Here is a 19811-nt window from a genome sequence, read left to right as displayed (position 1 = left end):
CCTTCAGGGAGTTTGTCGCCGACTGCAGCGATTAGGTTCACGCAGCGGCTGAAACACGTCCGACCAACGAAAAACCCTGCCGGATTGCTCCCGCGAGGTCTTGGTATTGCGGTCCAATGTGACGGACTGTTGCGCGCCGGGTCCCTACTGGAGAGCCCGCGGCCTGCGCCTCGGCTGCTGTAGGATGTTCGGGTTCAGCAACAGGTTCGGATTGATCTGCAGCGTCGGCGCCCTGCGAATCCGAGCGCAGTCCGGATACTGTCCGACTGTCCCGACCGGACAGCGCCGCTTGACGATCGGCTGGCACCGGCCGTTGATCAGCCGTGAGCCAGGCGCACACTCCACCTGCGGCCTGCGGCATGCCCCTCTGATCACCTCGGTCCCGCGCGGGCAGACACAGGCGCCGTTCTTGGTGCGGATCTGGCCGCGCAGCAGCTTGCACTGTTCCACTAGGGGCGGCTTTTTCCGGATCGGCCGGCAGGCGTCGCCCCTTAGTTCCGTCCCTCTCGGGCAGATGCAATCACCATCCTGGGTACGGATCTGGCCCTTGAGCAGCAGGCAGCGCTCCTTCGGCTTCGGTATGATGACCGTGCCGCCACCGGACGAGCACTGGCCATTGCGGAAGGTTGTGCCTTCCGGGCAGACACACCGGCCGGCGTCGTTCATGACGAGGCCTGCCGAGCACCCCTTCTTCACCTCATGCCTGATGGTGAAGGGATGGCAGGCATAGGCCTTGCCGCGATCGCCCTGCATGCTGGTCAGGTCGCGGGAGAGCACGTCGCCCGCACCTCGCACCGGCGTTTCGGGAGACAGCACGCCGACGCAGTTCTGGCCGCTGACGGTGCCCTGCAGATCGGCCAGGTGGCCGTCGTCGGGAATGATCACGGTTACACGGTGAACGTGGCTTTCCTCGGCGCCGAGCGTCAGGTTGGCGATGCAGGACGCAGGCAAGGTCGCCGGTTCCGGCGCGCAGCCGAAGGGCGGGTCGATCGAGGTGATCGCAACGCCTTCCAGCCGGCCAAGGCCTTCGACGCCGATCGCATCACCGATGCGAACCGGACCGGACAAGGCGTTTTGCCCATCATTCGCGATGGTGATCTCGAATGAGCAAGGCTGGCCCATCCGGCACTCGGCATCGCCGGTCTTCTCGACACGGATGGTCGATGCGCCGCCACCCTTGGCGCAGGCCCTACCGATCGGATAGACGATGTCGTCTCCTGGCGCCGGGCCGTAGAAGCCGCGCGCGCAGTTCTCGAACACGCCATTGCCGGCAATCGTCACATCGAAGTGGCGGCTGGTTCCGGGCGTCATGATGGCGCCGGGAATCTGGCACGACAGCGCATTGGCTGGAACCGGTCCGCACGCCCATTCCGCGCCGTCAGGGGTGATAGTCTGGATCGGGACGGGGGCGCCTCCGACCACCAGCGTGGCGGCATCGCTGACCCGCACCGGACCGGTGGGAGCAGTGGTGCCGGTGCTGATGACGGTGATGCGGCAGGTGATGGCCGCAGCGCCGGCCAGCGAGCCGCTGCACAGCTTGGTGATGCGCAGGGCCGGCTTGCCGCCATCACGGATGCGTTGCTTGGCGCAGGCGCGGTTGTTCGTGAGGTCGCTCTCGCCGGGGATGGCCTTCACCTCGGCGCAGTTCTCGACGGTGTCCGGGCGATAGCCGGCCGGCATCACCGCCTTGACGAAAATCGGCGTCGAGGCGCCCGGCGAGAGCACGATGCCGGCATTGTCGCAACGGAACTGGCCGGGGCCGTTCGGTCCGCATGTCCAGGGCGGGGTTGGGCCGAAGCTCGACGATGCCGGCGCGCCGCCCGGATAGGTGTCGGTGACCGTCAGCGGCCCGTCATAGAGGACGCTGCCGTTGTTGATGATGTCGATCACGAAGGTGCAGACGCCATCGGCCGTGCAGACCGGGGTGCGGGCACGTTTCTTCAGGATCAGATCGACATTCTTTTCCACCGGCGGCCGGCAGTCGCGGTCACGGTCGCCACGCCGGCAGATCGGGATCGAGGCGCAGCCGCGGTCGTTTTGCTGGCTGCCGAACAGCGGCTTGCCGCTGGCCCCATAATTATAGGCGGCGCAGTTGCGCAAGATGCGGCCCTTCCAACCTCCGGCCGGCTTGAAGCCGAGCTTGAGGTCGACGGAGGCACCCGGGTTGAGCGTGGTCACTGGATGGGTGCACATCATCGGGGTGGCCGCCGGCGCACAGGCCCAGGGCGCATTCGGTCCTGAATCGAGAGTGCAGCCGGCCGGCAGCGTTACTTCGTCGATAACGATCTTGCCGTGATACGGCCCGTCGCCGACATTGGTGACCCTGATGGTGAAGTCGCAGTCGCCACCCATCGTGCAACGCGGAACGTCGGCGCGTTTTTCGACTTTCAGATCCGGCTCCCTGTCCTTGGGCGGACACCTCTGGTCGCGCGGAATGACGATTTCGATCGTCTGCGTGCAGCACAGGCCCCAGCCCTCTTCCGGGCCGGCATAGGTTTCGATTCCGGTGACGATGAGGTGGATGACCTCGCCAGGTGAGGCACCGACGATCTCCCAGTCGAGCACACCGCCGCCCGCCGGCACCAATTGCGTGTCGGGGATGACGGTGATGCCGGGTGTCGTCGTCGAAAGTTGCACCCATTTGCCGCCCATCTCGGCGCCGACCGGCATGTGGTAGATGAAGGCGCCGCCGCCGGGTACGCAATCGACCGTGCCGCGTTCCACCTTGAAGCATTCCCGGTCGCCGGGAGGTGGAGGCGGCGGGTTGCATTTGGTCAAGTCGATCTTGATCGAGGTTTTTTCGCCGGTGAGGAAATTGCCGTCGTCCGGCTTGGCCGGATCCTGCGACGGGATGATGGTCCCGGTGCCGGGTCCGACCGTCAGCTTGATCATGCCCTGATTGTCGACGATCGCCGGCGAGGCAAACGCCGCATGGTCGATCCTGGCGGTGATCTGCAAGGCAATGACGCGCTCGTTCGGAGCGCCGACGCCATCAAGATCGGAGGCGGAGAGCCGGAAATCGGAAACATCAGCCGTGTCGTTGGGATTTGCCGCCGTGCTGATCGAGGCCCCGGGCAGCGGTCCGCCGGACGCATCCGTGCCGTCGCCGGACACATGCACGCCGACGATCCGCAGGCCATTCGGAAGCTGGTCCTTGAAGTCGATCTTGACCTTTTCCAGCGCGGCCGCGAGGCTCGGGCTGGCAAAAGCTTGCGGGTTGCCGCGCAGGCCAAAGCTCAGCGAATATACGACAAAGTCGCAGCCTCGTTGCCTGCCTTTCTTGGTGAAGAAAGGCACAACCCGGCCGGGCCGCGGATTGACGATGCGCGGATTGTCCAGGTCGAGTCCGAAATCCGGACTGGCGGTTACGAGCGGACCGGGATCGGCGGGCTTGTCGAGGTCGACCTGGCTGGTCTGGGCCGGAACAAGGTCCTGGGCGAAGCCTTGCGCCGGGGCCAGCATGGCAACCGCGATCCCGGCCGCCATCAGCCAGCGCGCGCTGCGCCTGGCGAGTGACAGCGGTTTCATGCTCGTCGCAAGCGGGGAAATGCTGAAATGCTCACCTTCCCCTCCTCAACGTTCGCAGCTGACGGCTGGGGTTCTGAGCGACACGGTCATCTTGCAGCAAGGGAAGTAGCCGCCCTTCTCGCGGTCGGACTGCCTGTAGAAGCAGAGCCCGACATCGATCGTGTCGCCAGGATAATGGCCGGTGATGCCGATCGTGTGGCGCGCGCCGGGAGCATGCGAGAGGGGTGAAGTCACGCCGACGCCTGATGTCCTGGACAGAGCCTTGATCGAATCGCCGCCAAAGCCGGCAGGGTCGCGGAGATAGAGTTCGGCCTCGAGACCGGAGGGCGTGCAGAAATACCTGACATCCTCAAGGTCGAGGCAAGGAGGCACGCCGCCGGGCGGCGGAAAATCAGGCGGATAGAAAGGTGGCAGGTAACCGCCGCCCGGTATCTGCTCGTAGTAGCCGGCACGGCCTTCGCAGGGGTGCCAGACCTCGACGTCGCCGACATGACCTTCAACCTCGGGGTCCTCGAAATAACCGTCGAAGTCGACGAACCACGAGCCGAAGGGGGGCACGTTGGCCGGCTTGACCAATGCCGCCGGCGTGATTTGCACGCCGTGCAAGGCGAGCGGCCCGCCGCCGGCGAGCTGTTCGGCAAGCGCCGGATTGTTGCGCAATTTGTCGCCGGTCTTGACCAGCGTTTCGGTGCAGACGCTCGCGTCGAGATTGCCGTCGGCGCCATAGCCATATTGCAGGTCGAGGCCGCCGGCCGACTGCCGGTTGTCTTGCGGGAAACCGACCGGATAGTCCTGCGGCATTTCCACCCAGATTGATTCCGTCGCCGGATCGTCCGGGTTTTCGCGCCAATAGCGGATGACCTCTCCTTTGCCGGAATCGGCGAACTGGCTGTAGTCGTAGCGGCTTTCCACCGGGCCGCGCTGGGCCAGGTACATGAAGCCGCTGATATCGAAAGCGATGTCGGTGACGGCGTGGTCCTTGTCGGCCTTGACCGTCAGCTCCCAGCGCGGGTCGCCGGCAAATCTGCCGTCGCGGGCAACGCCCACCGACCAGATCTCGGCCTTTTCACCAACCGAATAATAGAGTCGGCCGCCATGATAGGCGACGGACCAGACGCGGCGCTCATCCTGCGTGTAGCCCCAGCTGTCGGGGTCTTCGCTGTCGAAGGCAGCGTCTTCGATGTCCATCCCCGTCCCATCGTCGGCAAGCGGGGCCAACTGGTGCGCCGGACGCCCGGCAATGCCGTGGTCGAACATGTCGACCAGGGCGCCGTTGGCATCGATGCGATGGATGAGACCGGTGTCGAGGTCGCTGGCGAAGAGCTGGCGGTGGATGGTGTCGAAGGTGACGTCGCCGATGCCGGGACCGCTGTTGGTGTCGATGTCGGCGAATTTGCTCACTTGGCCGGTGATGCCGTCGATCTTCCAGATCGTGCCCGGTCCGCCACCGTTCTCGGTGCCGAATTGGCCGTCCATGAAGGTGGCGCCGGCAGCACCGCGACGCTGCCGCTCGGGACGACCGTCCGCATCTTCGTCTGACGTGACGATGCGGATGCCGTGCAACGAGGTGGCGCCGGCATAGAGGTTCGGAATGCCTGAGGGAGCGCCGTCGCGGACACCGTCGTCATAGGTGATGGCGAACACCTGGCCGATCTGCCCGGCCGCCACTTCGAAGGGCGGCGGCGTGAAGATGAGCTGGCCGGAGGCCGGCCCGCCTAGGCTTGAAACATCGAAAACGCGCAAGGTTGCGCGCGTCGTGTCGATGAAGGTTTCGTCGACAGGGTCGACGCCGGGCGGGAGGCCCTCTTCGAATTTGGGGCCTTCTTCGAGAGTGGGATCCTGTTCGAAATCGGGAATGACGGTGCCGGAAAATCCGGTCACCGCCATCGAGCCTGGATAGATGATCTGCGTTTGCTGCGCCTGGGCGGCACCGCCAAACCACAGGGTGGTGGCGAGCGCCAGCGCCAGAAAGCCACTGGTTTGTTGCATCGCACAACGCGAACGGCCAGCACGAGTGCGCACGAACGCGCCGTGGTCGCCAGACATGGAGTTCCCCCCGCGGGCTACGGGAGAAACATCCGGCATTTCCGCGCAAATCAGGGCAAGACGCGGCGTTCCGGCACGTTTTTCCCTGATCGAATTGTCTGCTTTCCTCGTAGTCACGATATGCCGGCACCTACGCGGGGTCAACGGAATCAGCGGAAGGCCTGGCATATCGGCTCCATCCCACAAATGGTGGTCGCGCTGAGTTCCCGGAGACTGCGGAGGCTCTGGATTTCCAGTCATGGGGCTTTCCTTTCCAGGGCCGCACCATGCGGCGCACCTTGGTGTCAGTCGCGAACGGACGCGGAAAGGTTCAGGGGAGCCATGGCCGGAGAACAACCGGCCGGCCCGAGAAAAGGATGTTGGACGCCTTGCGCAGAATGCTTGCGCGCCGCGCAGCCTGTTCTTATATACGCGCCAAGCCGTTCGACGCCGGAATGCCGGTTGCCGAAGCGGAATTTCTTGTGAACAGGGGCTTTCGCCGGAACGCCTGTACGGGTCCTGAGAGCCTGCTTAGCGGAGAGATTAGAAAAATGGCAAAAGTAATCGGTATCGATCTGGGGACCACCAACTCTTGTGTCGCCATCATGGATGGCAAGGAATCGAAGGTGATCGAGAATGCGGAAGGCGCGCGCACGACCCCTTCCATCGTCGCCATAAACAGCGATGGCGAGCGCCTCGTCGGCCAGCCGGCCAAGCGCCAGGCAGTCACCAATCCTGAAAATACCATCTTCGCGGTCAAGCGCCTGATCGGCCGCCGCTATGACGATCCGGTGACGGAAAAAGACAAGAAGCTTGTCCCCTACAAGATCGTCAAGGGCGACAATGGCGACGCCTGGGTCGAGGCCGGCGGCAAGAAGCAGTCACCCAGCCAGATCTCGGCGATGATCCTGCAGAAGATGAAGGAAACGGCGGAAGCCTATCTCGGCGAGAAGGTCGAGAAGGCGGTCATCACCGTTCCAGCCTATTTTAACGACGCCCAGCGCCAGGCAACCAAGGATGCCGGCAAGATCGCCGGCCTCGAAGTGCTGCGCATCATCAACGAGCCGACCGCGGCCGCGCTTGCCTATGGCCTCGACAAGAAGGAAGGCAAGACCATTGCCGTCTATGACCTTGGCGGCGGCACCTTCGACATTTCGGTGCTCGAAATCGGCGACGGCGTCTTCGAGGTGAAGTCGACCAATGGCGACACCTTCCTCGGCGGCGAGGACTTCGACATGCGTCTGGTCGAATATCTGGCGGCCGAGTTCAAGAAGGAACAGGGCATCGACCTGCGGAGCGACAAGCTCGCCCTTCAGCGCCTCAAGGAAGCGGCCGAAAAGGCCAAGATCGAGCTGTCGTCGACGACGCAGACCGAGATCAACCTGCCCTTCATCACCGCCGATGCCACCGGTCCCAAGCACCTGACGCTGAAGCTGACGCGGGCGAAGTTCGAGAGCCTGGTCGAGGATCTCGTCCAGCGCACGATCGATCCCTGCAAGGCGGCGCTCAAGGATGCCGGTCTGAAAGCCGGCGAAATCGACGAGGTCGTCCTGGTCGGCGGCATGACCCGCATGCCCAAGATCCAGGAGATCGTGAAGCAGTTCTTCGGCAAGGAGCCGCACAAGGGCGTCAACCCGGATGAGGTCGTCGCATTGGGCGCCGCCATCCAGGCCGGCGTGCTGCAGGGCGACGTCAAGGACGTGCTGCTGCTCGACGTGACGCCGCTGTCGCTCGGCATCGAGACGCTGGGTGGTGTGTTCACGCGGCTGATCGAGCGCAACACGACGATCCCGACCAAGAAGAGCCAGGTGTTCTCGACGGCCGAGGATTCACAGTCGGCCGTGACTATCCGCGTCTTCCAGGGCGAGCGTGAAATGGCCGCCGACAACAAGGCGCTCGGCCAGTTCGACCTGGTCGGCATTCCGCCGGCGCCGCGTGGCGTGCCGCAGATCGAGGTCACTTTCGACATCGACGCCAACGGCATCGTCAATGTCTCGGCCAAGGACAAGGGCACCGGCAAGGAGCACCAGATCCGCATCCAGGCGTCTGGCGGCCTTTCGGACGCCGACATCGAGAAGATGGTGAAGGACGCCGAAGCCAATGCCGAGGCCGACAAGAAGCGGCGCGCGCTGGTCGAGGCCCGCAACCAGGCCGAGGCGCTGGTGCATTCCTCGGAGAAGTCGCTGAAGGAATATGGCGAGAAGGTTTCCGAGGCCGATCGCACGGCGATCGCCGATGCGATCGCGGCGCTGAAGACCGCTGCCGAAGGCGACGACACGGCCGAGATCGAAGCCAAGACCCAGGCGCTCGCAGAAACCTCGATGAAGCTCGGCCAGGCCATGTACGAGGCTTCGCAGAAGGAAGCCGCGGAGGCTGACGCCAAGGCGGATGCCGCCAAGGACAGCGACGTGGTCGATGCCGATTTCGAGGAAATCAACGAGGACGACGACAAGAAGAAGTCGGCCTGAGCGGCCGGATGGCAGGTTTAGGCAGAAAGCCCGGCGCAAAGCCGGGCTTTTTTGCAACTCTGGCCGAAAAAGTGCGGGCCTGATCGAAAAAGTGCGAGCAAGCCCGTGTCAACACTGGCATCCCGGCTCCATCGCACCTAAATCGGAACAGCGTGCCGGCAAACGACGCAACAAGGCTTCAAGACGTTGAATATCCGGACTGCAGGAAAAGATGAAAGCTGATTTCTACGAAACGTTGGGCGTGCAAAAGGGGGCCGACGAGAAGGAGCTCAAGAGCGCTTTCCGCAAGCTCGCCATGCAGTTCCATCCCGATCGCAATCCCGGCGATCATGCCTGCGAGCACAAATTCAAGGAAATCAACGAAGCCTACGAGACGCTGAAGGACCCGCAGAAACGCGCGGCCTACGACCGTTTCGGCCACGCCGCCTTTGAACAGGGCGGCATGAACGGCGGCGCACACGGCTTCGGCGCCGGCGGCTTCGCCGACATCTTCGAGGATATTTTCGGCGACATGATGGGCGGGCGCCAGCGCCGCTCCTCAGGTGGCCGCGAGCGCGGCGCCGACCTGCGCTACAATATGGAAATCACGCTTGAGGAGGCGTTTACCGGCAAGACAGCGCAGATCCACGTGCCGGCCTCGATCTCCTGCGCGGAATGCTCCGGCAGCGGCGCCAAGCCCGGCACCCAGCCCGTCACCTGCTCGATGTGCAATGGCCACGGCAAGGTACGCGCCACGCAAGGGTTCTTTTCGATCGAGCGCACCTGCCCGCAATGTCAGGGGCGTGGCCAGACCATCAAGGAGCCGTGCCCGAAATGCGCCGGCCAGGGCCGCGTCACCGAGGAGCGCTCGCTGTCGGTCAACATCCCGGCCGGCATCGAGGACGGCACCCGCATCCGCCTTGCCAATGAGGGCGAGGCCGGCCTGCGCGGCGGCCCGTCGGGCGACCTCTATATTTTCCTCGCGGTCAAGCCGCACGAATTCTTCCAGCGCGACGGGGCCGATCTCTACTGCAAGGTGCCGATCTCGATGACGACGGCAGCACTTGGCGGCTCCTTCGAGGTGGCGACGCTGGACGGCACCCAGACGAAAGTGAAAGTGCCGGAAGGCACCCAGAACGGCCGCCAATTCCGCCTTAAGGGCAAGGGTATGCCGGTGCTACGCCAGCACAATGTCGGCGATCTCTATATCCAGACCGCGGTCGAAACGCCGCAAAACCTTTCCCGCCGCCAGCGCGAGTTGCTGGAGGAGTTCGAGCAGCTTTCCTCGAAGGATAATTCGCCGCAGTCGAGCGGCTTTTTCGCCCGCATGAAGGACTTTTTCGAAGCCTTCGGCGAGCGCTGATGCCGATTCCCGCCAATCGGGTGTAGAGTACAACTGAGCGGAAGCTTCCCTAGCGTCATCAACATCTTATGCCGGCATCCGCCTTGCCTTGGACCGCGTAGCTGCTAAGTAGCCTCTCGGGGGGAACGTTCAGGAGAACTTGCATGGCACATGGTCCCGGACTGCGAAAGGCGCTGGCGGAAAAGTTCGACGACGAACTGAAGTTCTTCAAGGGCTGGATCGACAAGCCGAAGGCGGTCGGTTCGATCGTGCCGACCAGTTCCATTACGGCCCGCAAGATGGCCTCCGTCGTCAACCCGAACTCGGGCCTGCCGGTGCTCGAAGTCGGGCCCGGCACCGGCGTCATCACCCGAGCCATCCTCGCCCAGGGCGTAAAGCCTGAAAATCTCTACGCAGTCGAATACTCCCCCGATTTCGTGCGCCATCTGCGCCAGCTCTATCCCGGCGTCGACGTCATCGAGGGCGACGCCTTCAATCTCGATGCGACACTCGGCGACAAGAGCGGCCTGACCTTCGATTCGGTCGTCTCCGGCGTGCCATTGCTCAATTTCCCGGTCGCCCAGCGCATCGCCTATGTCGAAAGCCTTCTCGACCGCATACCGACAGGCCGCCCGATCGTGCAGCTGACCTACGGTCCGCTGTCGCCGATCCCGCCCGGCCGCGGCGACTACACGGTCGAGCACTTCCATTTCGTCATCCGCAACATCCCGCCGACGCAGCTGTGGATCTACCGGCGCGGGGCGCATTAGCGTGTGCCGATATTCAGGTGGGGCCGGCCTGCAAATGGCAGCTTCCTGCGCTTCCGGTGCTCACGTACTTCAAGTACGCTCCGCTCCGGTTCTCGGAACCAACCTGTTTGGTCGCTTCGCGCCCGTCTTCGACTCCGGCTCGGCCTGACCTGAATCTCAACACATCCTTCACGCATGTGCCCAAAAGATCGCTTTTCGATTTTTGGGCCGGTGCGTTGATTTGACCGATCCTTGGCTGTACCTGTCCGGGAACAAGGGTGGCCAATGGCAGTGATCCCGAAAATTCTCATCTTCGCGGGCTCGATTCGCACTGGCGCCTACAGCGGCAGGACGGCCGATGTGGCGCAGAAGGAACTCGCCCTGCAGGGTGCCGAGGTGACCCGCATCTCGCTTGCCGACTATCCGCTGCCGATCCTCGACGAGGACCTGGAAAAGGAGAAAGGCATTCCTGAAAACGCCATCAAGCTTGCCCGGCAGATCGCCGCCCATGACGGGCTGCTGATCGCGACGCCCGAATATAACGGCTCGATCCCGCCGCTGCTCAAGAACACCATCGATTGGGTGAGCCGGGTGCGCATGGATGGCGGGCGGTCGTTCAGGCCGTTCACCGGCAAGCCCGCTGGTCTTTGCTCGTCTTCCAAAGGACGCTTCGCCGGGGTACGCTGCATCAACCATCTGCGCGCCGTGCTGGTGCGCTGCCAGATGGAGGTGGTGACGCCGGAGTGCTCGGTGCCGGAGGGCGGCAACGCCTTCGATGAGGACGGGAATTTTAGGGACGAGAGACTGCACAGATCGATGGAGCACCTATGCCGCACGCTGATCGAAACCTCGCGCATGCTGTCGACGCGGATCGAGGCGTGATCCAGCAGCGCGCCGAAACCATGCAAGACAGGCTGATCGTCGGCCTCGACGTGCCGACGCTGAACGAAGCCGAGAAGGCGGTGCGCGAGCTCGACGGGGTCGTCACCTTCTACAAGATTGGCTACCAGCTCGCCTTCGCCGGCGGCCTCGACTTCGCCCGCGAGCTCGCCAGCGGCGGCACCCGGATCTTCCTCGACATGAAGCTGCTCGACATCGACAACACGGTGGCCAAGGGCGTCGAGGCCATTGCCAGGATGGGCATGACCATGCTGACGCTGCACGCCTATCCGAAGACGATGAAAGCAGCAGTCGAGGCCGCCAGGGGCAGCGATCTCTGCCTGCTTGGCGTCACCGTGCTGACCTCGATGGACGAGCAGGACGTGATCGACGCCGGCTATGAGCATGACCCGCATACGCTGGTGCTGAGGCGCTCCGAACAGGCGCTGCATGCCGGCATGGGGGGCATCGTCTGCTCGGCCGAGGAAGCGGAAGCCGTGCGCCGGATCGTCGGGCCCAACATGGCCGTCGTCACGCCGGGGATACGGCCCAAGGGCAGCGACCATGGCGACCAGAAACGCGTGGTCACGCCGGCGCAGGCGATCCGCAACGGCTCCAGCCATCTCGTCGTCGGCCGGCCGATCGTCGGCGCCGCCGACAGGCGAGCGGTCGCGGAAGCAATTCTTGACGAAATGCGCTCGGCCTAAAGCGCGTCGCGTTTGACCGGCCTCATGCGCCGCGCTTTAGGTTGTTTTATGCATGTCGTTATCGCAAAACCGCTGCACACTTTTGCGCGACATGCATTAGGGACCGATTCCGAAACTCTACTCCGGCGGCCGTCTGGCCGGCGTTTTCTCCGCTTCGGTTGCTCATATACTTTAAGTACGCTCCGCTCCGGTTCTCGAAAACACCCCCAGCCGTCTCGCCGTAGCGACTTTCAAAATCGGTCCGCACGGCCAAAACGAGGAGAAAAAGCATGTCCAAGGGATACTGGATCGCCCGCGTCGATGTGCGCGATGCGGAAGGCTACAAGGACTATGTCACTGCAGCCAAACCGGCTTTCGATCGTTTCGGCGCCGTTTTCCTGGCACGAGGCGGTGCGCATGAAAAGGCAGAAGGGCCGGGCCGCGACCGCAACGTGATCATCGAGTTTCCGTCATTGGCGGCGGCGCACGATTGCTATCACTCGCCGGAGTATCAACGCGCCGTGGCGATCCGCCAGAAGGTAGCCGACGGCGAGATCGTGCTGGTCGAAGGGGTTTAGTTCAGCGGCAACCGCTGCGGCGGTCAGATCGAATGCAGGATGTAAAGCTTGCGCGTTTTCTCATGGATGGTCCATTCGCCCTCCCAGCCAAGCGGCAGGACAAGCAATTCGCCAGGCCCGACATCTTTGGCGGCGCCGTCGGGACCGTGCAGCGTCACGCGGCCGGAGACGATGTGGCAAATCTCGGAATTCGTGTCTCGGCGCGCGGTGAACCGGCCCTGCGAACATTCCCAGACACCGACTTCGATCTTGCCATCTTCCGAAGTCCAGAGGGTGTTGGCTGCTTCCAGCTGATCGCCTTCCACCGAAGTGGGTTCGGCTGGGGCTCACCGAGGTCGATATGCGCCAGGTGGGCGAAGGTCTTGAAGTCGATCATTCCTAAATCCTCGAGATGATGCGGTTCAATGCCCAGTGATGCGATCGGCCAGGGCGGCCAGCCGCGATGTGCGCGGCAGCCCCTTTGCTTCGCGCTCGTCGGCGATTCGATAGAGCTGATAGATCGAATGGAGGCCGAGCCAGCGCAGCGGCTCCGGCTCCCATTTGCGCACGGTTCGATTGACCCAGGGAAGCCGCGTCAGCTCGGTGTCGTTGTCCAGCAGCAGGTCCCTCAATGTACGTCCCGAGAGGTTCGACGTGGAAACGCCGAGGCCGACATAGCCGCCGGCCCAGCCTATTCCGGTCTGCCTGTCAAAAGCCCACCGTCGTGCGCCAGTCACGCGGCACGCCCAGCGTTCCACACCACGCATGGTCGAGCCTGAGCCCCTTGGTCTGCGGCAGAAGCGTCGTCAGGATCTTGTGCAGCTTGTCGACCGTCGCCTGCCGGGTGACTTGGCTGCAGGGTTCCGGGCAGCTTCACGCAGGATTTCTGCTCAACACGCCGCCAATCGACCAAAACGACTCGCAGCGGTCTCGGCCATTGCGTCGGCGAGGCCCATCTCCCATTGCGTGCGGCAATAGGCGCGGAAATCGAAGCAGGGCAGGCCGGGGCAGACCTCGAACTCGATGAGATGGACGCTGTCGTCGGCTTCGACCCGGAAATCGATGGAAAACACATCCCGCAGGCCGAGCCCGACCATCAGGCTTTGCGCGATCCGTCGGATCCTTGCATCGGCTCGCAGCTGGCTGGCGGCGACCGGCAGCAGTACCGGCTCGGCATATGTTCCCGCCGCCCTGGCAGCCTCACCGGTGTCGCCGTAAAGTGCCAGGCTGTCCGCCATGGTCTGGAAATCACCGCCGGCATCGACAAAAGCGATGCCGAGCGCCTCGACGCCGGTGTCCGGCTTCAGGCCGAGAAAACTCGCGCGCGCATTGCGCCCGGCGACATAGGTCTGCACGACGACGTCGTCGCGATAGGCGGCGAAGACGCGCCGGCTAAGCTCCAGCGCGTGGCCGAGATCGCTGCTGCGCGAATCCGGCCAGATGCCGATTTTGGCGCCGAGCCGGTTCGGCTTTACGAACCAGCCGGCTGGCGAAGCCGGTGGCTCGACCAGCCAGCGGCCGTCGCGGGCCAAACCGGATTGCGGCACCGGCAGGCCGAGTGCGCCGAGCACGGCGCCGGAGCGGAATTTGTCCTGGCACAGTGCAAACAGCGCATCATCGGCGCCGAGCGCCTTCAGGCTGTTCAGCCTCGCCAAAGCCGGTGCCGCGCCACCGCGGAAATAGGCGACGCCGTCGGTCAGCGTCCAGACGAGCGTCGTGTCCGGGTCCTCACCGGCAAGCACGCTTGCGGCATCGTCGAGTTCCACCGGCATGAAGGACAGGCCGCGCATCTGGCAGGCTGCCGCCAGCGCGTCGAACTCAGGGGCGATGTCGGTCGACTGCGCCAGATAGGAGGCGATTTCGGCGGCGCGCGCCGGCACGTGGCCATCGGCAACCAGCCGCTCGAAGCAGGCCTTTTCCGGCTCGTAGACAAGGATCAGCTTCGGCCTGCGGCTTGACATGAGATGAACGATCCCCCGGGGATAAACGGGTCCTGGCGGCGCGATTGCCTACCATCGCACGGCGGATGTATCAGGCTTTCGCGGAAAACCGACGTCAGCTGGACGCCTGCGCGACAGTGCAGGCGCGATCTTCCTGTTTGACCATGATCTTTCCGAACCGAAGGTTCGGGATCATGGTCTAGGCGATCAGCACGCGCGGCTCGAAGCGGCCGTTGACCGGAATATCGACCAGAAACGTCATGCCGGCTTGCGGATCCAGCAGGCGCTGTTTCTCATCCTTGCCCGACCAGGCAGAGGTGACCGCCAGCCGGTCGGCATCCCTGCCGACAAAGGCCGGGCAGGAGGGCTGCGTCACCGGCATCGCGACCGATCGGATGAGCTTGCCGTCAGGCCCGTACGCTTCGATGACGCTGCCGCCCCAGCAGGCGTTCCAAAGAACACCGTCGCGATCGAGCACCGAACCGTCGATATAGCCCTTGGCCTTGCGGTGATCGACGAAGATCTTTGGTTCGCCGACCGGCAGGCCGGTCGCTGGATCGCAGGCGACGCGCATCAACAGGCCGGTGCTGGTGTCGGTATAACAGGCGACCGTTCCATCTTCGGAAAAGCAGATCGAGTTCGACACCGTGGTGTCGGAATAAAGCCGGCGCAACTCTCCCCTAGAGAACCAGTAGATCGAGCCGGCGGCCTTTTCCTCACCCTTGCCCATCGTGCCGATCCAGAAGGCGCCGCAGGGGTGGACGCGCGAATCGTTCGAGCGTGTCGCCGGATTGTCGGCCTCGATCGCCGTGTGCAGTGTCATCTTGCCGGTCGCCACGTCGCGGACATGCAGGCCGGTTTCGGTGGCGATCAACTGTCTCTCTTCATCGATGATGGCGATGGCGCTGGCCATCTGGCCAAGCTCGTGGATTTTGACCGCACCGCCGGAAAGGCGCTTTTCCAGAAGCTGGCCGTTGACGATGTCGAACCAGTAGAGCGTATCGGTGGCGGGGTCATAGCTCGGACCTTCGCCGAGCTGGCAGACATGGTCGGAAAAAACCGAAACGTTGGCTTTACTCATCCTGCCGCTCCAAACGCCGCATCCCAGGCCGCGACTGCGGCCTGCGCCCGCGTTGCCACCTCGTCGACGCTCATACCAGGCTTGAACAGGCTGGAGCCGAGGCCGAAGACGCTGACGCCGGCCGCCTTGTAGCCGGCAAAGTCCTTTTCCGAAACACCGCCGACGGCGCCGACCAGCGTCTCAGCCGGCAAAACCGCGCGCATCGCCGCGATGCCGGCCGCGCCAAGCACGCTCGCCGGGAAGAATTTCAGCGTCGAGGCGCCGAGCCGGATGGCCTGGAAGGCCTCGGTCGGCGTGAACACGCCGGGCATCGTCACCATGCCGTAATGCATCGCCCGGCCCATGACATCGGCATCGACGTTGGGGCTGACCAGCAGCCGCCCGCCGGCCTTGTGCAAGCGATCGACATCGGTCGCGGTCAGCACAGTCCCGGCGCCGACCAGTGCCGTCGCCGGCAGCGCGTCAACAATCCTCGCGATCGAGGCAAAAGGGTCCGGCGAATTGAGCGGCACTTCGATCGCTTCGACGCCGGCCTCGAAGATCGCCCGGCCAACGGCCACCGCCTCGTCCGGCTTGAGGCCGCGCAGGATGGCGACAAGGCCGCGCCCGAGCTTCGGAAACGGTGCGGTCTCGGTCATGCTACAACTCCGCTTCCGGCCATCATGCCATTTTCACGCGCCGCCTCGATCAAGCCGGCACGCACTGCCTCGTCGGCATCGACGGCTCTCACCGCAAGTCCGGCAAGACCGAGCGCCTCAGTATAGAGCGTGCCGAGCGCGCCGGAAGCGACCAGCACGACCGACCCGCCTTTGCCATAACGGCGGCTGGCCGACGCGATCTCGCCGCCGATCAGCAGGCCGGACAGGCAAGCAGCGGCATCGTCGGGGTTCAGGTCCTGCAGCAGGCCCGCGGCGCGGATCGAGAACAGCCTCGACGTGACATCGCCGCCCTCGGCCAGCGCTTGCTCGCACCAGCGCCGGAAAAACGGATTGCCTGCTGCAACCGGCTGGGGCTGCTCGCCAAGCGAATGGCGCAGGATCGAATGCGCCGCCAGCACCGAAAACAGCTCGCCGGTCGGCCATGTGCAGAAACCGGTAACGGCGCTGTCCTCGACCAGCACCCATTTCGAATGGGTGCCGGGCATGCAGACGAGATGGCGGCCTTTTGACGGCAAACCGGCGCCGGCAAGCTGCGTTTCCTCGCCGCGCATGACGTCAGGCGCGTCGGCCTGGCGCTGGGCCAGGCCCGGCACGATGCGGATGTCGCGGCGCTGGCCGGGGACGCGCGCAGCGCCGGCAAGGATGGCACCGATCGGCGCCGGCACGGTGACATAGGGCGCCTCGAGCCAGCCCTGGCGCGATCCGGCCATGCCGCAGATGATGACGGGCATCGCTTCCGGCGCGCCCATCGCCGCCAGATGGCCTTCGAGGATGGTCGAAAACCCGGCGGCTTGCGCGGTGATCAGCCCGTCGTCGCCGCGACGCTCGGCAAGGATTTTTCCGGCCTCATCGACCAGCCAGACCCTGAGACGGGTCGTGCCCCAGTCGACAGCGGCCACAGAAGGCATGTTGCTCGCTGAGTTCACAGGAAGCCCCCATCGACGATCAGCATCTGCGCGGTCAGCATGCGCGAAGCATCCGACGCCAGGAACAGCACCGTGCCAACAATGTCTTCCGGCTGCATCACCTGCTTGATGCATTGCTTGGCAATATGGGCGGCGAGCGCCTGTTCGGTGACCCAGAGCTCCTTCTGCCGCTCAGTGATCACCCAGCCGGGTGCGATCGCATTGACGCGAATGCCGTCGGCGCCGAGCTTGCCGGCAAGCCCCTTGGTCAGGCCGACGATGCCGGCCTTGGCCGCGGTATAGGCCGGCATATCGGGGTGGTTGATCAGAAACGATGTCGACGTGAAGTTGATGATCGAGCCGCCGCCGGCGCGCTTCATGCCCGGTGCCACCGCCTGTGCGGAGAAGAAATGCGGACGCAGATTAACCGCTTGGTTGTTGTCCCAGAACTCCACGGTGACATCTTCCACCGCGTGGCGATCGTCAACTGCTGCATTGTTGACCAGCACGGTGACGTCGCCATGGGCTTCGGCCGCCTTGGCGGCTGAAGCCCGCAGCGCCTCGATGTCGCGTATGTCCGTCTTAAGATAGAGGGGCCGCCGGCCAAGATCCTTCTCGATGCGGTCGGCCAGCGCCAGGCTCGGGCCATCGGCGATGTCGATGAAGGCGACCCTCGCTCCCTGGCGGGCAAAACCCTCGGTCAGCGCCGCGCCGATGCCGGAACCGCCGCCGGTGATCAGCACCGAAGCACCTTCAAGGTCGGCAAAGCGCGCCGATGGCATCATCTTTTTCTCCCTGCGCATGACCCCAAAAATCGGTTTCGATTTTCGGAAAGGATCATGCGCAAAATCAAAGTGCTATAGCGTCCTTTGCGCGTCCAAAAAGGAAGCTCGGCGCTGTAGGCTCAATCGGCGCGCATCCTAGCCAGCCCGGTCGGGGGAGCAAGGGAGAAAAACGGATTCCGGAGGCTTATGTCAGACAAAAAGACGATCACGCCCCACTACGCGTCCTCGCAGCGCGGCCAACCCACGAAGGCATCGAGCGCACGCACAGCCTCGCTTTGTCTGCAACTGACCGACAGACGCCCGCTTGCAGCAGGCAATCCTCAAAATGTCGCGATTGGCAGATGACCAGCGAGGTTGTACAGGCAAGCAAGCAGCCCATACGATCCGCCGGAGATCCGCCATGCCTTTGAAAATCGCCGTCCAGATGGACCACATCTCCACCGTCTCGATTGCCGGCGACACGTCTTTCGCGCTGTCGCTGGAAGCGCAGCGGCGCGGCCATCAGCTCTTCCATTATACGCCCGATCGACTGTTGCTGCGCGGCGGCAAGGTGTTTGCCCGCATCGAGGCAATGCAGGTCCGCGATGAGAAGGGCAATCACTATTCGCTCGGCGAAGAAGTCCGCACCGACCTGTCGGAGATGGACGTCATCCTGCTCAGGCAGGATCCGCCGTTCGACATGAACTACATCACCACGACGCATATCCTCGAGCGTATCCATCCCAAGACGCTGGTGGTCAACGACCCAGCCTGGGTGCGCAACAGCCCGGAAAAGATCTTCGTCACCGAATTTCCCGATCTGATGCCGGAAACCCTGATCACCAAGGACCCGCTGGAGGTCGCCGCCTTCCGCAAGGAGTTCGGCGACATCATCGTCAAGCCGCTCTACGGCAATGGCGGCGCCGGCATCTTCCACCTGCACGAGGCCGACCGCAACCTTGCCTCGCTGCTCGAGATGTTCGGGCAGTTGTTCCGCGAGCCTTACATCGTGCAGCGCTATCTCAAGGAGGTGCGCGCCGGCGATAAGCGCATCATCCTGATCGACGGTGAGCCGGTCGGCGCCATCAACCGGGTGCCGGCCGAGACTGATTCACGCTCCAACATGCATGTCGGCGGCCGCGCCGAAAAAACCGAACTGACAGCGCGCGAGCGCGAGATCTGCGCGCGCATCGGCCCGTCGCTGAAGGAGCGCGGCTTTATCCTCGTCGGCATCGACGTGATCGGCGACTACATGACCGAGATCAACGTGACGTCGCCGACCGGCTTGCGCGAGGTGCAGCGTTTTGGTGGCGCCGATATTGCGAGCCTGTTCTGGGATGCGGTCGAGGACAAACGCAAGTAAGCGCATGCTTAGCGGAACAGCGGTTTTCCGACCCGTAGCCGACGCAACGCCATCGGAGCTTAGCGTTCAATTGTTCCCGTAATGTTCTTGCCTCAGCCGTAAATCTGTGGTTGTCTGCGGCGAAGCCGTTCGCGGCATGATCGCAGAGGCTTGGGCAAGCCTGCATCCGGGGGTGAAAAAATGGTTGCGCGGGTCCGTACGGTCGCTTTCCAGGGCATCGAGGCCGTACCGGTCGACGTGCAGGTGATGATCGCGCCCGGCAAGGTCAACATGCACATCGTCGGCCTCGGCGACAAGGCGGTGGCCGAAAGCCGCGAGCGGGTGCAGGCGGCGCTGCACGCGTCGGGCCTGTCGATGCCGTCGAAGAAGGTCACGGTCAATCTGGCGCCGGCCGACCTGCCCAAGGAAGGCAGCCATTACGATTTGCCGATCGCGCTCGGCCTGATGGCGGCATTGGGCGCCATTCCGGGCGACATGCTGTCCGGCTATGTCGTGCTTGGTGAGCTGTCGCTTGACGGCACCATCGCCGCTGTGGCCGGCGCGCTGCCGGCGGCGATCGGCGCCAATGCCGAAGGCAAGGGCCTGATCTGTCCTTTCGCCTGCGGCCCGGAAGCGGCGTGGGCCGGCAAGGATTTCGACATCCTGGCGCCACGCAGCCTGATCTCCATCGCCAATCATTTTCGCGGCACGCAGGTGCTGTCGCGGCCGGAGGCCGGCATCCATGCCTCGGCGCGTGACCTGCCGGATCTCGCCGACATCAAGGGCCAGGAGACCGCCAAGCGGGCACTCGAAGTGGCGGCGGCCGGCGGCCACAATCTGCTCAAGCTGTGGACGAAAGACCCCTATTTCGGGCCTTGGACGCCATTGATGTAGACAGTAGCGTCAT

At 64.0% G+C, this 19811-nt stretch carries 15 protein-coding genes and 2 pseudogenes; 8 read left to right on the top strand and 9 right to left on the bottom strand.

All coding sequences use genetic code 11. The annotated features are described in order from the left end of the window. Window positions 1–144 precede the first annotated feature (144 nt). Window positions 145–3528, bottom strand: coding sequence for a DUF7929 domain-containing protein (locus AC0L3L_RS22420; protein ID WP_473639128.1), 3384 nt, complete (start codon window positions 3526–3528; stop codon window positions 145–147). A gap of 45 nt (window positions 3529–3573) precedes the next feature. Next, window positions 3574–5517 carry a hypothetical protein gene (locus AC0L3L_RS22415; RefSeq protein ID WP_473639127.1) on the bottom strand — a complete coding sequence of 648 codons (1944 nt, stop codon included), beginning with the start codon at window positions 5515–5517 and terminating at the stop codon, window positions 3574–3576. 587 nt (window positions 5518–6104) lie between these two features. Between AC0L3L_RS22415 and dnaK the strand changes: the two genes are divergently transcribed. The 6 genes from dnaK to AC0L3L_RS22385 all read left to right on the top strand — a co-directional run bounded on the left by dnaK (window position 6105) and on the right by AC0L3L_RS22385 (window position 12234). Next, a complete protein-coding gene (gene dnaK, locus AC0L3L_RS22410; RefSeq protein ID WP_123147317.1) occupies window positions 6105–8021 on the top strand; it encodes a molecular chaperone DnaK in 1917 nt (638 codons plus the stop codon). 211 nt (window positions 8022–8232) lie between these two features. Then, on the top strand, window positions 8233–9363 hold the full coding sequence (dnaJ, locus tag AC0L3L_RS22405) for a molecular chaperone DnaJ (RefSeq protein WP_473639126.1): 1131 nt from the start codon (window positions 8233–8235) through the stop codon (window positions 9361–9363). A 143-nt stretch (window positions 9364–9506) separates the two neighbouring features. After that, the gene (pmtA, locus tag AC0L3L_RS22400) at window positions 9507–10112 is read left to right on the top strand and encodes a phospholipid N-methyltransferase PmtA (RefSeq protein ID WP_473639125.1); all 606 of its coding nucleotides are present in this window, start codon (window positions 9507–9509) and stop codon (window positions 10110–10112) included. A 264-nt stretch (window positions 10113–10376) separates the two neighbouring features. Beyond that, a complete protein-coding gene (locus AC0L3L_RS22395; protein WP_473639124.1) occupies window positions 10377–10973 on the top strand; it encodes an NADPH-dependent FMN reductase in 597 nt (198 codons plus the stop codon). A 20-nt stretch (window positions 10974–10993) separates the two neighbouring features. Then, the gene (gene pyrF, locus AC0L3L_RS22390) at window positions 10994–11677 is read left to right on the top strand and encodes an orotidine-5'-phosphate decarboxylase (protein WP_473639162.1); all 684 of its coding nucleotides are present in this window, start codon (window positions 10994–10996) and stop codon (window positions 11675–11677) included. 269 nt (window positions 11678–11946) lie between these two features. After that, window positions 11947–12234 (top strand): DUF1330 domain-containing protein, encoded by a 288-nt coding sequence (locus AC0L3L_RS22385; RefSeq protein WP_095491289.1) that lies wholly within the window; start codon window positions 11947–11949, stop codon window positions 12232–12234. Window positions 12235–12257: 23 nt separating this feature from the next. On the opposite strand, the gene AC0L3L_RS22380 is transcribed toward AC0L3L_RS22385, so the two are convergent. The 7 genes and pseudogenes from AC0L3L_RS22380 to AC0L3L_RS22350 all read right to left on the bottom strand — a co-directional run bounded on the left by AC0L3L_RS22380 (window position 12258) and on the right by AC0L3L_RS22350 (window position 17583). Then, window positions 12258–12539, bottom strand: a complete 282-nt coding sequence (locus AC0L3L_RS22380) for a cupin domain-containing protein (protein WP_473639123.1) — start codon at window positions 12537–12539, stop codon at window positions 12258–12260. A 96-nt stretch (window positions 12540–12635) separates the two neighbouring features. Beyond that, window positions 12636–13059 (bottom strand): annotated as a pseudogene (locus AC0L3L_RS22375) (FAD-dependent oxidoreductase); the annotation flags it as partial. Window positions 13060–13103: 44 nt separating this feature from the next. After that, window positions 13104–14174, bottom strand: a complete 1071-nt coding sequence (locus AC0L3L_RS22370) for a D-alanine--D-alanine ligase family protein (RefSeq protein ID WP_473639122.1) — start codon at window positions 14172–14174, stop codon at window positions 13104–13106. 178 nt (window positions 14175–14352) lie between these two features. After that, window positions 14353–15234: an SMP-30/gluconolactonase/LRE family protein gene (locus AC0L3L_RS22365; protein WP_473639121.1), complete on the bottom strand. Its 882-nt coding sequence runs from the start codon at window positions 15232–15234 to the stop codon at window positions 14353–14355. Further along, window positions 15231–15872 carry a 2-dehydro-3-deoxy-6-phosphogalactonate aldolase gene (locus AC0L3L_RS22360; protein ID WP_473639120.1) on the bottom strand — a complete coding sequence of 214 codons (642 nt, stop codon included), beginning with the start codon at window positions 15870–15872 and terminating at the stop codon, window positions 15231–15233. The genes AC0L3L_RS22365 and AC0L3L_RS22360 overlap by 4 nt, the downstream gene beginning before the upstream one ends. After that, the gene (locus AC0L3L_RS22355; protein WP_473639119.1) at window positions 15869–16801 is read right to left on the bottom strand and encodes a 2-dehydro-3-deoxygalactonokinase; all 933 of its coding nucleotides are present in this window, start codon (window positions 16799–16801) and stop codon (window positions 15869–15871) included. Before AC0L3L_RS22355 ends, AC0L3L_RS22360 begins: the two co-directional genes overlap by 4 nt. Window positions 16802–16815: 14 nt before the next feature. Next, a complete protein-coding gene (locus AC0L3L_RS22350) occupies window positions 16816–17583 on the bottom strand; it encodes an SDR family NAD(P)-dependent oxidoreductase (RefSeq protein ID WP_473639118.1) in 768 nt (255 codons plus the stop codon). A gap of 400 nt (window positions 17584–17983) precedes the next feature. Here AC0L3L_RS22350 and gshB point away from each other — a divergent pair, with 400 nt between their 5' ends. Both gshB and AC0L3L_RS22340 read left to right on the top strand, forming a co-directional pair. Beyond that, window positions 17984–18925, top strand: coding sequence for a glutathione synthase (gene gshB, locus AC0L3L_RS22345; RefSeq protein WP_473639117.1), 942 nt, complete (start codon window positions 17984–17986; stop codon window positions 18923–18925). Window positions 18926–19105: 180 nt separating this feature from the next. Next, a pseudogene (locus AC0L3L_RS22340) lies at window positions 19106–19747 on the top strand (magnesium chelatase domain-containing protein); the annotation flags it as partial. Window positions 19748–19811 lie beyond the last annotated feature (64 nt).

This window comes from Mesorhizobium sp. WSM4849, from assembly GCF_055811385.1.
Note: the sequence above shows the minus strand (reverse complement) of the source record. Positions and strands in the feature narration are given on the sequence as shown.

Bases quoted from the DNA above. Each gene is read 5' to 3' on its own strand.
- AC0L3L_RS22420 (WP_473639128.1), bottom strand. From the start codon at position 3,528: ATGAAACCGCTGTCACTCGCCAGGCGCAGCGCGCGCTGGCTGATGGCG.
- AC0L3L_RS22415 (WP_473639127.1), bottom strand. From the start codon at position 5,517: ATGCAACAAACCAGTGGCTTTCTGGCGCTGGCGCTCGCCACCACCCTG.
- dnaK (WP_123147317.1), top strand. From the start codon at position 6,105: ATGGCAAAAGTAATCGGTATCGATCTGGGGACCACCAACTCTTGTGTC.
- dnaJ (WP_473639126.1), top strand. From the start codon at position 8,233: ATGAAAGCTGATTTCTACGAAACGTTGGGCGTGCAAAAGGGGGCCGAC.
- pmtA (WP_473639125.1), top strand. From the start codon at position 9,507: ATGGCACATGGTCCCGGACTGCGAAAGGCGCTGGCGGAAAAGTTCGAC.
- AC0L3L_RS22395 (WP_473639124.1), top strand. From the start codon at position 10,377: ATGGCAGTGATCCCGAAAATTCTCATCTTCGCGGGCTCGATTCGCACT.
- pyrF (WP_473639162.1), top strand. From the start codon at position 10,994: ATGCAAGACAGGCTGATCGTCGGCCTCGACGTGCCGACGCTGAACGAA.
- AC0L3L_RS22385 (WP_095491289.1), top strand. From the start codon at position 11,947: ATGTCCAAGGGATACTGGATCGCCCGCGTCGATGTGCGCGATGCGGAA.
- AC0L3L_RS22370 (WP_473639122.1), bottom strand. From the start codon at position 14,174: ATGTCAAGCCGCAGGCCGAAGCTGATCCTTGTCTACGAGCCGGAAAAG.
- AC0L3L_RS22365 (WP_473639121.1), bottom strand. From the start codon at position 15,234: ATGAGTAAAGCCAACGTTTCGGTTTTTTCCGACCATGTCTGCCAGCTC.
- AC0L3L_RS22360 (WP_473639120.1), bottom strand. From the start codon at position 15,872: ATGACCGAGACCGCACCGTTTCCGAAGCTCGGGCGCGGCCTTGTCGCC.
- AC0L3L_RS22355 (WP_473639119.1), bottom strand. From the start codon at position 16,801: ATGCCTTCTGTGGCCGCTGTCGACTGGGGCACGACCCGTCTCAGGGTC.
- AC0L3L_RS22350 (WP_473639118.1), bottom strand. From the start codon at position 17,583: ATGATGCCATCGGCGCGCTTTGCCGACCTTGAAGGTGCTTCGGTGCTG.
- gshB (WP_473639117.1), top strand. From the start codon at position 17,984: ATGCCTTTGAAAATCGCCGTCCAGATGGACCACATCTCCACCGTCTCG.